This window comes from Spirosoma litoris (assembly GCF_054776755.1).
In genome coordinates this window covers 210,320-224,706 of the sequence record NZ_BAAHBI010000002.1, presented here as the reverse complement: position 1 = coordinate 224,706, position 14,387 = coordinate 210,320, and the positions used below count along the sequence as shown (strand labels likewise).

The 14,387-nt window shown below is 48.2% G+C and carries 12 protein-coding genes; 1 reads left to right on the top strand and 11 read right to left on the bottom strand.

What is annotated here, in order from left to right:
• Positions 1-39 precede the first annotated feature (39 nt).
• Complete coding sequence (locus ACYVGR_RS01745) at positions 40-2,289, bottom strand: DUF7133 domain-containing protein (protein WP_460953431.1); 2,250 nt, start codon at positions 2,287-2,289, stop codon at positions 40-42.
• Between the two features lie 19 nt (positions 2,290-2,308).
• On the bottom strand, positions 2,309-2,683 hold the full coding sequence (locus ACYVGR_RS01740; RefSeq protein WP_460953429.1) for a hypothetical protein: 375 nt from the start codon (positions 2,681-2,683) through the stop codon (positions 2,309-2,311).
• A 193-nt stretch (positions 2,684-2,876) separates the two neighbouring features.
• On the opposite strand from ACYVGR_RS01740, the gene ACYVGR_RS01735 reads away from it, so the two are divergent.
• Positions 2,877-3,167 carry a hypothetical protein gene (locus tag ACYVGR_RS01735; protein WP_460953427.1) on the top strand — a complete coding sequence of 97 codons (291 nt, stop codon included), beginning with the start codon at positions 2,877-2,879 and terminating at the stop codon, positions 3,165-3,167.
• A gap of 460 nt (positions 3,168-3,627) precedes the next feature.
• On the opposite strand, the gene ACYVGR_RS01730 is transcribed toward ACYVGR_RS01735, so the two are convergent.
• The 9 genes from ACYVGR_RS01730 to ACYVGR_RS01690 all read right to left on the bottom strand — a co-directional run bounded on the left by ACYVGR_RS01730 (position 3,628) and on the right by ACYVGR_RS01690 (position 14,366).
• On the bottom strand, positions 3,628-4,788 hold the full coding sequence (locus ACYVGR_RS01730; RefSeq protein ID WP_460953425.1) for an aldose epimerase family protein: 1,161 nt from the start codon (positions 4,786-4,788) through the stop codon (positions 3,628-3,630).
• Positions 4,789-4,901: 113 nt separating this feature from the next.
• Positions 4,902-5,600: an L-ribulose-5-phosphate 4-epimerase gene (locus ACYVGR_RS01725; protein WP_460953423.1), complete on the bottom strand. Its 699-nt coding sequence runs from the start codon at positions 5,598-5,600 to the stop codon at positions 4,902-4,904.
• A gap of 90 nt (positions 5,601-5,690) precedes the next feature.
• Positions 5,691-7,232, bottom strand: a complete 1,542-nt coding sequence (locus ACYVGR_RS01720; RefSeq protein WP_460953421.1) for an alpha-N-arabinofuranosidase — start codon at positions 7,230-7,232, stop codon at positions 5,691-5,693.
• A gap of 104 nt (positions 7,233-7,336) precedes the next feature.
• Positions 7,337-8,827, bottom strand: coding sequence for an L-arabinose isomerase (gene araA / locus ACYVGR_RS01715; protein WP_460953420.1), 1,491 nt, complete (start codon positions 8,825-8,827; stop codon positions 7,337-7,339).
• Between the two features lie 108 nt (positions 8,828-8,935).
• Complete coding sequence (locus tag ACYVGR_RS01710; RefSeq protein WP_460953418.1) at positions 8,936-10,573, bottom strand: ribulokinase; 1,638 nt, start codon at positions 10,571-10,573, stop codon at positions 8,936-8,938.
• Between the two features lie 288 nt (positions 10,574-10,861).
• Positions 10,862-11,563 (bottom strand): NUDIX hydrolase, encoded by a 702-nt coding sequence (locus ACYVGR_RS01705; RefSeq protein WP_460953416.1) that lies wholly within the window; start codon positions 11,561-11,563, stop codon positions 10,862-10,864.
• 183 nt (positions 11,564-11,746) lie between these two features.
• Positions 11,747-13,102, bottom strand: coding sequence for a pectate lyase family protein (locus ACYVGR_RS01700; protein ID WP_460953415.1), 1,356 nt, complete (start codon positions 13,100-13,102; stop codon positions 11,747-11,749).
• 128 nt (positions 13,103-13,230) lie between these two features.
• Complete coding sequence (locus ACYVGR_RS01695; RefSeq protein WP_460953413.1) at positions 13,231-13,653, bottom strand: OsmC family protein; 423 nt, start codon at positions 13,651-13,653, stop codon at positions 13,231-13,233.
• A 134-nt stretch (positions 13,654-13,787) separates the two neighbouring features.
• Entirely contained in the window at positions 13,788-14,366 is a 579-nt protein-coding gene (locus tag ACYVGR_RS01690) for a hypothetical protein (protein ID WP_460953411.1), read from the bottom strand.
• Positions 14,367-14,387 lie beyond the last annotated feature (21 nt).

The window sequence follows — 14,387 nt, the reverse complement described above, 5'->3', positions numbered from 1 at the left end:
CGGTTATAAGTAACCGACACCACGGCACGTTTAGGGCAATCACTTATCAAAATCACCTTCCAGCAATTGCTTTTCGGTGAAAATACCGTTGCCAGACGGCTTTTTATCTCTCATTTTTTTGACGTCTTCATTCGTAATATCTTTTCCATCTTTCGCAAATGCGTTCTGGGTAAAACGAATAATGTCGGCAATATCCTGATCGCTGATTTCCTTGTTGTTGATCAGCGCGGGCATTTCGTTGTTTAATTGGTAGAGCTTGCCGTTTACGTGAATCGGCCCGCTCACACCGTGTAAAATCATGGCAGCCAGCCGCTTCATGGAGCCATTTATGTATTCGGAGTCTTTGAGCGGTGGGGCCAAATCCTGAATGCCTTTGCCATCAGCACCGTGGCAAGTCGCGCAAATGCTTCGGAACAGTTTCAACCCTTTTGTTCGGGGATCGACGGTATTTTTTTCGACAACAAAGATGGGATTCATCTCTTTTTTCTGCCGATTACTAACGGCCAGAGTCAAGTTCTTTTTGAGCTGATCGCCTGGGTTCAGCGATGCCAGATATACGTCTTCTTTACCGCTAAGCCCACTTGTAATAGCCTCCTGAAAAATGCCCTGGCTCGTATGCTTTTTGTCGATTTCGGCCAGAATAGGCAGAAAACTGGCTTCCGACAGATTGAGCCAGGGGCTTAGTGACATCGACAGATACAGGTCTATTGTTTCATTATTCTGAGCCAGCAATTGCGTGCTGATCGCTTTCATTTTAGCGACGCGTGGCGCTGTAGCGAATCGCTCCAGAAGACCTAACGCATGGGCAATTGTTTCTGGATTTTTCGATTGATTGATCAGTTCAGTAAGGCTTTCAAACGACAGGGCGTTCAAACCATCCAGCACATAAAGGGCATGGATAGCCGTTGAAAACGAATTACTTGTCCGGGTTAGTTTGGTGAGCTGGCCGACAACCGAAAGGTCTTTCTTTTGAATCAGCAGTTGTTGAGAGCGATCTCTTAACCACCCGTTTGGATGACTGAGTAAGGCCACCAACTGAGCGCTCGAAGCCTTCGATAAGTCGGGGACTGTGTTGGGCTTGATTGTTTTGCTGGTTACTTTTAAAATACGTCCTGCATTTTGTAAGGTATCCAATTTTTTAGCGGCCAGTTGTTCGGTCAGGTATTGTGAAATGTAGGCTTTGTGCTGGATGATGCCCCGGTGCATATCCACAATGTACATGGCTCCATCAGGGCCAGTAAACAAATTGACCGGACGGAAACCTTCGTCGGTAGACGCTATAAATTCTTTGCCTTCTATTGCCTGACTGGCCGTTGTTTGAAGACCGTCAAAATGTAACACATTTCGTTTGATCAGATTGGCTTCGGGAACGCAGACAAACGCGTTTTGATTGTAGGCTTCCGGGAAAATTCCACCCCGGTATACCAAGGGTCCACAGGATGCCGTGACGTTTACTAGATAGCCTTTGTCATCCAGAATGCCTTCCTGATAACCCCTATTGACTGATGTTTGATGGATTGGAAATACCCGATTACTGGCTAAACGCTTGTTTTCAGCGATAGTCGGTTTGAAATACTTGTTCCGGATGATTTTGTTGGGCAATACATAATCACCCTGTAAATTGACCGAGTTGTTATTGTAATACAGCCGCCCAAAATTGTCTCTCGTAATTCCCCATTGCCCACGAGCCGACGTCGGTTCTTTGACCCATTTTCCATTTCTTAACTGATACCTAAAATTGTAATTGGCATTGTAAATCCAGTTATCGACGTTCATCATCAAGCCATTCGACGAATGCTCGACATTACCCCCTTCGGCATAAACCGGGTCGACCAGTGTTTTTTTGCCCGGCTTGTCATTTTTTATTTCGACAAACCAAAGTTTGGGGCCATCTACGTAGAGTAGGCCGCCGTAAACATGCGCCAGCCCTCTTGGCAGAACGAGCTTATCTAAAAACACTTTGGCATGGTCGGCCACACCGTCTTTATTCAGATCTTCCAGGATAGAAATCTTGCCTGTAGGTTCGTCTTCGCCGATTCCTTCGAGATTGGGCATATAATTGATCATTTCAACCACCCACATTCGTCCCTTATCGTCAAAATCCAGGCTGACGGGGGCTTTTAGTAGTGACTCAGAAGCGATCAACTTCAACTGAAAACCATCTTCTATGGTGTAGTTTTCGAGTGAAATTCCGGGCGCTTCATACGTGATAATTCTGAAGCCTGCCATGAAGATGGAAAGCGTTACTAATGAGGCAAATGCTACTTTAAATGATCTTGTCTTAGTCATGTTTCTGACTGATTTTGGGTTACTTTCCTGGAAACATTCGGAGCAATACAACGCCGTGATGCCTGATCTCGGTTTTGAATGAACCAGTAAAGATACCAACGTCTTTTTGTCGCCACACATTACGTAAGCGGTATGCTCCTTTTAAGCCCACTTTTGTGAAATCCATTATGAATGATTTAGCTGTTTCATCGCCCCAACGAAAGTAGGATTCTGGAGTTTTCCCAAAGTCGCCCACATTGAATAGGCCGACGGCAAATGACCCATCTTCCAGCGGTTTGATCCAGGTTTGAATACCATTTTCTTCCTGCACCAATCTGGCCGATTTGCCCAGAGGGTCCTGATCGATGGCGATGACTTCATCGTTGGTGAGCAAATTCAGGGTAAAGGCGTCCAAGTGGACATACTACATTTGACTGGATACTGCTTTAGGCAGCTTTGGGGCAAAATCCAATGTAACTATGACTAAACGACGCGAACGGCGGACCGTGTGTGTTTGACGAAGCCTTTAAAGAGATAGCTGTCGAGTTATCATATGCTAAAGGCTCGATCCAAGATGCGGCCGCATCGGCGGGCTGACCGTGAACTGGGTGTCGATCGAGGCCGAATCACTAAGTGGCCACAACGCCCCCAAAAAGCAAGTTCCCCTCCCCAGTTCCACGTTTACCCGTGAGCAGCAACAGATCCGACAATTGCAACGAGGGCAGAAAGAAGCTCAATTGGATCGGCTGGCCGAAGCCACGCGATCTAGTAAAGAAGGCCGTCAGCATCTTCTCCAGGACCGACGGGAGCTATTCCAGTTCATAAAGGGAAACGATCACCTATTTCCCTCGGTCCGCCGTGGCGGTTGGTTAATCATGTGCATTTTGCCACACGTATAGCAGCTCGGTTAGCTCTCGTTGAGTAGATCGAGAGTTGGTATAACCGTCGACGGAAACATTCGACATTGCATCAAAGAACATCCAGTCAACAAGAAACCTATTTTTTCACTACTGCAATGGACGCTTAAAAAAATCTCCACTGTACTCTTGCAAATCCAAAATTGCGTTCCACTGGTAGTTGGTTAGTGCCCCCACTGTTTGGTCATGGCTCTGTCGTTTGGCGACCACAAAGTTGACTCCACTACCACTACTTTTCAATTCCCAAACACGCTCTAACGTGAATAATGGATAGAATCTGGAGTTATTTGTTGATTGTCAGTTGTTTATAATATTGTTTTTTGTCCTCCGACGCCAGGAAGGATCTTTGGTAACTGGTTATTTACTAAAGATCCCTCCTGATGTCGGGAGGACAAAAAATTAGTATAATTCTATTCGCAAATCTTCCATTATTCACCTTATACTACTCTTTCTTCGATGAGAACTGGTAAATCGTTGTGGTTTTGTAAGTTTCACCCGGACGAAGAACCGTTGTTGGGAAGTTGGGCTGGTTCGGCGAATCTGGATAATGTTCGGTTTCCAGACACAGCGCGTACCGTTTTTTGTAAGGGAATCCTTCCCGGCCTGTTACAGAACCGTCCAGGAAGTTACCAGTATAGAACTGGATGGCAGGCTGGGTTGTGCGCACCTCCATAACTCGTCCGCTGGTAGGTTCGTAAACCGTAGCGGCTAATTTCAGCGAATCGCCTGTGCCGTTCAGTACCCAGCCGTGGTCGTAGCCGCCACCGTATTTAATCTGTGTATCGGTTGAATCGTTGATACGCGCTCCAACAACCGTTGGCTTGGTGAAATCAAATGGCGTACCAGCTACGGGTTGTAGTTTACCCGTCGGAATCAGCGTTTGGTCAATCGGGATAAACTTGTCGGCGTAGAGCGTTACAACGTGGTCGAGAATGTCGCGTTTAGCGCCACCCGTCAAATTGAAGTAGGTATGATTCGTCAGGTTTACGACGGTGGGCTTATCCGTAGTGGCCTGATAATCAATTTTTAGGGCGTTGTCTTTCTGTAAGGTATACGTTACCTCGACGGTTAAATTTCCGGGATAGCCTTCTTCGCCGTCTTTCGAGGTGTAGGTGAGTTTAAGGGCGGGTTCATCACCTTCAACTGGAGTGGCTGTCCAGAGAACTTTGTCGAAACCTTTCAAACCACCGTGAAGATGATTGCCGAAGTTGTTGGTTGCGAGCGAGTACGTTTTACCATCCAGCGTAAATTTCCCTTTGGCAATCCGGTTTCCGTATCGACCCACCAGCGCCCCGAAATAAGGTGTTCCTTTAACGTAACCCGCCAGCGAATCCATACCCAGCGTCACATCTTCAAACTTCCCATTCCGATCGGGTGTGGTTAGCGATACGATGATTCCGCCGTAGTTGGTAATGCTGGCGGTCATGCCATCGGCATTGTGTAGCGTATATAAGTCAGCTGTTTGGCCATCAGGTAGTTGGCCATAGACCGCTTTTTCAATACCTGGCTTTTGTTCGGTTGTTTCTTTTTTAGACGTACAGGAATTCATGGTCACACAACCCGCTAAGAGGGCCAGAGAGAGAAATTGGGTCAAAAATTTCATGAACTAGTAAGGAGTTTATGTCACAGAGATAGACTGAATACATAGCGAAAAGTTTGATCGCTACTATAGACTCTGTTGGTAAAGGTCAGTTCGGTGTATTCATACTATACCGATTAGCAACCCTGCCCATAATACGCGTCTTTCCCGTGCTTGCGCTCGTAGTGTTTCAGCCGAAGCGTGTCTTTGATACGAGGTGTATTCGGGTTGATTTGCAACGTCAGGTAGGCCATGCGTGCCACCTCTTCCAGAACAGCTGAGTTGTATACGGCTTTCTCGGCGGTTTTGCCCCAGGTGAACGGACCGTGATTTTGCAGTAGTACCATCTCCATTTCGCTATAATTCAGCCCTTTCTCGGCAAACACGTTGAAAATCTGGTGACCTGTTTCATGCTCGTAATCGCCCTGAATCATCTCGTCGGTTAGGGCAGGGGCGCAGGGAATATCCTGATGGGTGTGATCGGCGTGGGTGGTTCCAAAAATAGGAATGTCCATACCCGCCTGCGACCACGCCACCGCATACGTACTATGTGTGTGCGAAATACCGCCAATTTTTTCCCAGGTTTTGTAGAGTAACGCATGCGTTTTGGTATCCGACGAGGGGCGCATGGTGCCTTCAACCACTTTGGCGTCGAAATCGCAAATGACAATATCGCGGGCCGTTAACTGCTCATAGGGAACACCACTGGGTTTAATGGCAAATACGCCCCGTTCGCGGTCAACAGCACTGACATTACCGAAGGTAAACAGCACCAGACCCAACTTCGGCAGTTGCATATTAGCCTCGTAGCATTCTTCTTTTAAAGATGTATACATGAGTAAAGAGCGAAAGAGTGAATGAGTGAAAGAGCGGCTAGAGTGGAAATGATGACTCAGCGCTCATTCACTCTTTCGCTCTTTCACTCTTTATAGTTCCAGGACCACCACCGAAACAGGCGGCAGCGTTACGGTCAGATTATCGCCTTCTATTTTGGCACCATTGAAGGCAACCGGCTTGATTTTAGTTAGATTATCGAAGGTATTATGATCGTGTACGTTGGCAGAGGTAAGGATTCGTCCGGTTAGTCCAGCCGCTTTGAGTCCTTTCAGATCTACCGAAATTTCCTGTGGCTTGGTTGGGTCGATGTTGACTAGCGAAATATGAACTTTACCCGCTTTATCGCGAGAAGCGGATACCGATACGGCGGGTAGTTTTTCCTTGTCAAGGACAAAATCAGCTGATTTTACATCAACGGGGAGCATTGTTGCATCCTGATGCACGTTGTACATTTCCAGTACGTGGTAGGTGGGCGTCAGCAGAATTTTATCGCCTTTGGTCAGGATAACCGACTGGAGTACATTAATGGCCTGTGCCAGATTGGCCATGCGGACACGCTCGCAGTGTTTATGGAAAATGTTGAGCGTTGCCCCGGCCAGAACTGCATCGCGCATGGTATTCTGCTGATATAGGAATCCCGGATTGGTTCCTGGCTCAACATTATACCAGCCACCCCATTCGTCAACTATGAGGGCGATTTTCTTCTCAGGATCATACTTGTCCATCACGGCCGAATGTTTCTCGATCAACTCATCCATCAACAACGCTTGCTGCATCGTTTTGAAATATTCCTGATCGGTAAATTCCGTGGCGGAACCTTTCTTGCCTTCGCCCCACGATAACACCGAGTAATGGTGCATAGCCAGTCCTTCCATGAGGCTACCAGGAATATTTTTCATGAGAGTCTCGGTCCAGGTGTAATCGTTGTCGCTGGCTCCCGAGGCAATCCGAAAAATACGCTCCTTGCCTACACGAGTGTTCATGAACGTGCTGTACTGCCGATAGATATTGGCGTAATAGTCAGGTTTCATATTACCACCACAACCCCAGGCTTCGTTGGCTACACCCCAATAGCGCACATTCCAGGGAACCTGTCGGCCATTCTGCTGGCGCAGGTTCGACATGGGACTGTTCTTCTCGAAGTTTACATATTGAACCCAATCCGATAATTCCTGTACGGTGCCGCTCCCCACGTTACCGGCCAGATACGGCTCCGTTCCCAGGAGTTCGCACATATTCAGGAAATCATGGGTGCCGAAACTATTATCTTCGGTAACGCCACCCCACCAGGTATTCACAATTTTAGGGCGTTTAGCTTTTGGCCCAATACCATCTTTCCAATGATAGGTATCGGCAAAACAGCCACCCGGCCAGCGGAGGTTCGGAATCTTTAGTTTTTTCAGTGCAGCGACCACATCTAGCCGAACCCCGTTTTTATTAGGGATTTTCGTGTTGCCCTCGCCCACATAAAAACCATCGTAAATACTACGACCGAGGTGCTCAGCGAAGTGACCATAGATGTGTCGACTAATGAGGTGCTTGCCCTCGTTGGCATTGAGCGTTACTTTGTTCTGCGCTGAAGCCAGTAAACTGCTGCTGGCTAAGAAGAGAGTTAGGAGTTGTTTTTTCATAGATATTTAAAGAGTGAAAGAGTGAAATCGGACCGCCGAAGCGGAGTGAAAGAGCGAAAGAGTGGCTGGCGCATCAACTTTTCGCTCTTTTGCTCATTCACTCTTTAAAATTGTCGATACGTAGCCTCGCTCCAGCGCAGTTCGTTTTTCAACTGACGGAGGTTCGTGTTACGATCAATGACCACTAACTCGACACCGAAAATGTCGGCGAAGTCTTCAATTTGATCAGTCGTCAAATTCTGGCTATAAACGGTGTGGTGCGCACCACCGGCCAGAATCCAGGCGGCACATCCCGTTTGCATATCAGGCATGGGCTTCCACAGGGCACGGGCTACGGGTAATTTCGGCAGAGCTTCGGGTACATCTACAGCTTCTACTTCATTAACCAGTAATCGGAAACGGTTACCCATGTCGATGAGTGATACGTTGATGGCCGGGCCAGCAGGAGCGTTAAACACCAGGCGGACGGGATCAGCTTTACCGCCGATGCCTAGCGGGTGAATCTCGCAGGTTGGCTTACCGGCCGCAATTGATGGGCATATTTCGAGCATGTGCGAGCCAAGTACCAATGGATTCACAGGATCGAAATGGTAGGTATAGTCTTCCATGAACGAGTTACCCCCTTTCAGACCAGCCGCCATCACTTTCATCGTACGAACCATCGCTGAGGTTTTCCAGTCGCCCTCACCACCAAAACCGTAGCCATCGGCCATCAGGCGTTGCGAAGCAATGCCCGGTAATTGAGTCATGCCGTGCAGATCTTCAAACGTATCGGTATAGGCCGAGAAGTTGCCATCTTTCAGAAACGCCCGCAGCCCGATTTCGATCTTGGCCGCATCGCGTAGCGAACTGTGCTGGGCCCCGCCTTTCAGGAGTGAATCCATCAGTATGTAGCTGTCAGCGTATTCGGCTACGAGTCGATCAATTTCGGCGTCGGTCACCTGATTGATAACGGCCACCAGATCGCCAATGCCATGCGTATTCACCGACATACCAAAGGTCATTTCGGCAGCTACTTTATCGCCATCCGTTACAGCAACCTGCCGCATGTTATCGCCAAAGCGCACCACTTTCATCGTCTTCAGTTCGTAAGCGGCTACGGCCACCCGGCTCCAGGACGCAATTTTGTCGATAACGCCCTGATCCTGCCAGAAACCAACGACGATTTTACGATTCAACCGCATACGCGACATGATAAACCCAAATTCCCGGTCACCGTGCGCCGATTGGTTCAGGTTCATGAAATCCATGTCGATATCATTCCAGGGAATGTCACGATTGAATTGTGTATGCAGGTGAAGAAGTGGTTTCTTCAGCACGGTTAACCCCCGAATCCACATTTTAGCGGGCGAGAAGGTGTGCATCCAGGTAATGATCCCGACGCAGTTCGACGCTACGTTAGCTTCCTGACAAATGGCGTAAATTTCGTCTGGGGTTTTCACCACAGGTTTGAACACCACCCGAACCGGCATTTTATCACCAAGAAAATTGGCAATAATCAAGGAATGGGCATCGACTTGTTTTAGCGTTTCCTCGCCATATAAATGTTGGCTTCCTGTTACGAACCAGACTTCAAATTGTTTCAGATCGAGCATAATTTTATGTAGAACGGAGTGGTACTCCGTTCAGCCGTCAGGCTATTTGTTCAACAGTTAATTAGTCGCTTAGGCGACTGAACGGAGTACCACTCCGTTCTACATGCTTTATAACTCCTTTTCTACAAAAGCCCCCAATTTTAAATACTTTGCATACAGCGTTTCGTATATGGCTACTTTGTCGGGTTGGGGTTTGTACTCGGCATCGAAACCGGAACCCATTGCTTTTTGAGCGGCTTCCATCGTTGGATGAACACCAGCCGCTACTGCTGCACACATAGCTGCACCGAGGGCGCAGGCCTGATCGGCACTGGCTACCTGAATGGGCTTATTCAGTACATTAGCGAGGGTTTGCATCACAAAGGGTGATTTTTTTGCCACGCCACCAATCGCGATTACTTTCTTGATCGGGACGCCTTCATCCAGAAAACGATCAACAATACTCCGCGAACCAAAGGCCGTTGCTTCCACCAATGCCTTAAATACTTTAGGGGCATCAGTACCCAGATTTAACCCGGCTATAGCCGCTTTAAGCGTATGATTGGCATCGGGTGTACGGCGTCCGTTAATCCAGTCGAGGGCAATGACATCGTTCCTGGTGACGGGTAACTTAGCAGCCTCTGTCGATAAATGCGGTATGAGCTGCTGACTTAACGTATCGGCGGCTTCCTGTCCTAATAGCTCACGCACAGGGCCAGTAATCAGACGCGCGAACCAGGCGTATACATCGCCAAATGCCGACTGTCCCGCTTCCAGACCGAGCATTCCCGGTGCCACCGAACCGTCGACCTGCCCGCAAATACCCCGAATGAGCCGATGACCAATCTCCTCGTTGGGTGCCATTAGAATGTCACAGGTTGAGGTGCCGATGATGCGGACAAACGCATAGGGTTCGATTTCGGCACCGATAGCACCCATATGCGCGTCGAAAGCGCCAACACCGATCACAATGTTGGTCGATAGCCCCAGTTTCTCCGCCCATTCCGAGGAAAGATGCCCCATTGATTGGTCGGAGGTGTAGGTATCGGTGAATAAGCGATCGCGTAATCCGCTGAGTAACGGATCGAGTTTGGTTAAGAACTCGTCAGAGGGTAAGCCATCGAACTCACTGTGCCAAAGGGCTTTGTGCCCAGCCGCACAACGCGATCGTTTGAGGGTCAATGGATTGGTATTGCCCGTCAGAACTGCCGAAATCCAGTCACAGTGTTCAATCCAGGAAAAGGCGTGCGCACGGATGGTTTCATCAACTCGCAGCGTCCGTAGCATTTTTGCCCAGAACCATTCTGACGAGTAAATACCCCCGACGTATTTGGTATAATCCGTATCCCAATGATGAGCCAGATTGTTGATTTCCTCGGCTTCGGCATTGGCGGTATGATCTTTCCAGAGAATAAACATTCCGTTCGGATTCTCCGCAAAATCAGGACGCAGCGCCAACGGAAGACCCGTTTCGTCAACGGCGCAAGGAGTAGAGCCAGTGGTATCGATGGAAATGCCGACGACTTGCTGACGGACGTCGGCAGGCGCCTGGGCCAAGGCACCAGTAATCGTAGCTGTTAGCCCTTCGAGGTAATCGAGTGGGTGTTGCCGAAATTGGGAAGTAGCTGGATCGCAATATAATCCTTGTTTCCAGCGCGTGTATTCGTGAACGTGCGTTCCTACGGCTTCGCCAGTTTGGGCATTTACGACTAAGGCTCTGACCGAATCGCTACCAAAATCGACGCCGATCACATATTGATTATTCATAGATAAGGTTTCTCGGGAGGCTAAAAAGCCTTTTTGAGTAGGATAGGAGAGTATAACTTGTTAAATAGTGTATGTGTGACACAATATTACATCAATTTTGTATTCATTGAATTGAAAATGAAATTATTATTTGTTTTCCTGATAGAGTCCTACTGAAAGCACCAGCAATACGACTTGGTCTGATGCCCGTAAATTCTATAGCAGAGAAAGCTTCTGTCGTTACATATCTACCAGGTTTGTAACTGAAAGAGGGGCAAAGCCGAATGTGCTCCGGCCCGTAGGTACAAATCAGGATAGCGTTAGCTCAGGGAAGAAACCAACATAATCAGTAAGGTATTTCTGGTATTTGTCAGCATTGAGCCGGTACAGTTTGCCTTTCTTCGTGACTGAATTTGAGTCTTTTTCTCCGGTGTCGATCAGGAGTTCGGTCGAAATGATTTTGCGACTGAAATTGCGCCGATCAAGTTGCGTATTATAGATCGCTTCGTATACCTTCTGAAGTTGAGGAATGGTGAACTTGTCGGGCATTAATTCAAAGCCAATGGCGTGTAGAGCAGCTTTATACCGGAGTTGCCGAAGAGCCTGATCCACCATCGCGTTGTGGTCGAAAATCAGATCGGGTTTTTCGGATAGATTAATCCAATAGGCGTTATGCACCTTAATAGCGTTGATGTCCTGCTGCTGAATATTGACCAGCGCATAATAAACCACCGAGATTGTTCGCTCAACGGGGTCGCGCTTTACAGCACCAAAAGTTTGTAGTTGCTCGAGGTAATTGTTAGTCAGGCCCGTCAGATCGTACAGAATGCGCTGAGCGGCTGCTTCCAAATCTTCCTGCTCATTCAGAAATCCACCCATCAAAGACCATTTGCCGCGTTCGGGATCAAAGTTTCGTTTGATCAGCAGTAATTTGAGTTCTTCTCCGTCGAAACCGAAAATGATACAATCTAGCGCGACAAGAATACGACTCGGATGAGTATAGTGAACCATAAGGTAACGAGTAGGAGGTCCTGCAATGTAGGCCAAAAATGGCACTGATGAAAAGCGGTGGGCTATTTCTTCAGATGGCTATTGCAAAGACTAAGCGAAGAATCAGCCGATTATACTAATTATGAAGACTTGGATGGCTCTTGGATGGCACGAGGCTGGAGCCTCGCGCCATCCAAGAGCCATCTACAAAACCAAACTGTTCAAATAGACCTCAACATTGGTATATTGCTCGTCGAGCTTAAATTGACTAGCATCTGACGGGCTGCTTGGATCTAGGCCGTGACTGGTTTCCCACTGATCGGGCATACCGTCGGCATCGGTGTCGGTTGGCACGGGGGCTTGTTTCAGCGTTACCCAACCACCTACATCTTTTTGGGAATCGATAATTCCTTTTTTCTGCGATCCAAACGAAGCTGTTCCAGTGCGAACATCGTTGACAACACGAGCGTCGATGGCATCGCGTCGATAGCTGGCACCGGCCTTTAAAAGCACCTGCTCATAGGCTTGTTGCGCCGTTTGCTCGGGAAGACTCTCAACCATAAAAGGCTGCTTAGCAATGGCCGAATCGGGCGCATCGCATTGAACGCCACCACTCAGGTTGTTTTTACTAATGATGCTATCACCCACCACGAAATTCTCTGCGACAAAAAACTGACCGTAAGGTTTCGATGGGTTTACAATCCGGCTCTGGAGCTTCGTTGGGGTTGCCGGACCGGGTTTGTAATAATTACTAACCAGATTATGACTCCCCTTTTCACCCCCGTACACATCATTGATTCCCCAGTTGTAAATGACATTATTTCGGAAATCGACGAGTTCGCGCTGGGGCTGTTTGTGGTAACGCGATCCACAGAATCGGGGTGTCCGGCTGTTCTGATGAGCAATCAGATTATGGTGAAACGAAGCGCCCATACCACCCCAAATGCCCCCATAACCGTGAGGGCCTTTTTCATGAACCGACTTGTTCAGGCTTTCCGAAATCAGGCACCATTGCATCGTAAAATTCTCGTTGTCGTAAAACGAGGCACATTCGTCAGTTGCCCAACTGATGGAACAATGGTCGATGATAATTCGCTTTTGCTGAATCCCGGTGATGGCGTCGTCCTGTTGTTTGGCTTCGTCGCCCAGCCGAAAGCGTAAGTACCGGATAATGATGTCGTTGGCTTCAATGGTCAGGTTGTAGTTTTTCAGACAAATGCCACCGCCCGGTGCCGACTGGCCTGCAATGGTCAAATTATTCTGTCGAATCAGGATCTTTGATTTCAGGGCGATGGTACCGGAAACCGCAAAAACAACAATCCGGGGGGCTCGCGTTGTAACAGCTTCCCGAAAGCTGCCTGGGCCGCTATCGTTCAGATTTCGAACAACGAGCACTTGCCCACCACGCCCTCCGCTGGTGTATTTGCCGAAACCTTCTGCACCCGGAAAGGCAAGCGGCTTGGCAAAACCAGATTGAGCAGATGCACAAAATGGGTTGATAGCACTAGCTATGAAACTAACGAATAAGCTGACGTATCTGAAAAGACTAGGTAGTTGCATCGGTTTATTGTGTGCTCTACTTTTTAACGCAAAGGCGCAAAGAAATGACGCAAAGATCGCCAAGAGTATTTCATTGCGTTCTTTGCGTCAATCTTTTGCGCCTTTGCGTTATTCTTTAATCACGGAGACTACACCAATGTAGCATCCACCGAGATTTTGGTATTGAATAGCTTGGAAATGGGGCAGTTTTTCTCTGCATGCTCAACCAACTCCTGAAATTTAGCCTGATCAAGACCGGGCACGCTGGCTTTTACCACCAGATGTGAGCCGCTGATGCTGGCACTATCGGTATCGAGGGTTATGGTGCACTGGGTGTCGATTGAGTCGGCAGTGAAACCTGCACCCTGGATGTTGAACGCTAATTGCATGGAGAAACAACCGGCATGAGCCGCACCGGCCAGCTCTTCAGGATTTGTGCCAATGCCATCGGCAAAGCGCGTGTTGAAGGAGAACTGCGACTGGTTAAGTACGGTGCTGGCGGTTGAAACGGTTCCTTTTCCGTCTTTGCCTGAACCTGCCCAATGGGCCGAAGCGTTCCGTTTGATTTGCATACTGAGCTTCTGTTTTAAAGATGAATGAACGTGAATGAAAAGATCGTATTCTGTCTGTAGTTAACTAAGGCAAAATAGAAGCACTTTGTTTGATAAGTCAACTCACGAAATCAACCTACTCATCGACGTTCGATTTATTTCTTCAGAGGAAGCGCGAAATTACCGTTTCGGAATTGAACTGTTTTGGCATCCTGCGAGGTCAGCGTTAGTTCGAACTTGCCTTCAACGACATTCGCAATTGTATCAGCGCGCGTAACTTCAATCCAGCCGCTATTGGCTCCCTGGGCTCGGTACGAAGAAAAGACGGCATCGCCCCCAATAATCAATCCGTAGCTGGCCCCTGTAACGGGGGCAGGTGTACAACTTGTCAACCGGGTTACATCGTATTTGCCAATAGCTAGCGGTACTTTCTCGAAAGCGAGGTATTGGGTTGTATTACAGGGACCAATGCAATTGTAAGGCGCTGCTTTTCTGGCTCCTTTGGGATAAGGAAGTTCGTTTGAAATATAAACGCTGAACCGATTGGTCAGGCAAGTGTCAGCAGAGGTGGCCGTTATCTTAAGCGCACTTCCGGTTCCGTACCAGTCTTCATTATTCAGCAAAGCAGTGGTATTCTTAGGGCCGCTTTCCGGGCTTATAGGTGAGTCGTTGTTTGACTTTGAACAGGCCCAGATGCAAGCCAGTAGGCAAAGAAATTGTATTCCATTTTTCATGATGGTTGCCATTTAGTTGCC

Coding starts and splice junctions, on each gene's coding strand:
- ACYVGR_RS01745 (WP_460953431.1), bottom strand. CDS start 2,289: ATGACTAAGACAAGATCATTTAAAGTAGCATTTGCCTCATTAGTAACG.
- ACYVGR_RS01730 (WP_460953425.1), bottom strand. CDS start 4,788: ATGAAATTTTTGACCCAATTTCTCTCTCTGGCCCTCTTAGCGGGTTGT.
- ACYVGR_RS01725 (WP_460953423.1), bottom strand. CDS start 5,600: ATGTATACATCTTTAAAAGAAGAATGCTACGAGGCTAATATGCAACTG.
- ACYVGR_RS01720 (WP_460953421.1), bottom strand. CDS start 7,232: ATGAAAAAACAACTCCTAACTCTCTTCTTAGCCAGCAGCAGTTTACTG.
- araA (WP_460953420.1), bottom strand. CDS start 8,827: ATGCTCGATCTGAAACAATTTGAAGTCTGGTTCGTAACAGGAAGCCAA.
- ACYVGR_RS01710 (WP_460953418.1), bottom strand. CDS start 10,573: ATGAATAATCAATATGTGATCGGCGTCGATTTTGGTAGCGATTCGGTC.
- ACYVGR_RS01705 (WP_460953416.1), bottom strand. CDS start 11,563: ATGGTTCACTATACTCATCCGAGTCGTATTCTTGTCGCGCTAGATTGT.
- ACYVGR_RS01700 (WP_460953415.1), bottom strand. CDS start 13,102: ATGCAACTACCTAGTCTTTTCAGATACGTCAGCTTATTCGTTAGTTTC.
- ACYVGR_RS01695 (WP_460953413.1), bottom strand. CDS start 13,653: ATGCAAATCAAACGGAACGCTTCGGCCCATTGGGCAGGTTCAGGCAAA.
- ACYVGR_RS01690 (WP_460953411.1), bottom strand. CDS start 14,366: ATGAAAAATGGAATACAATTTCTTTGCCTACTGGCTTGCATCTGGGCC.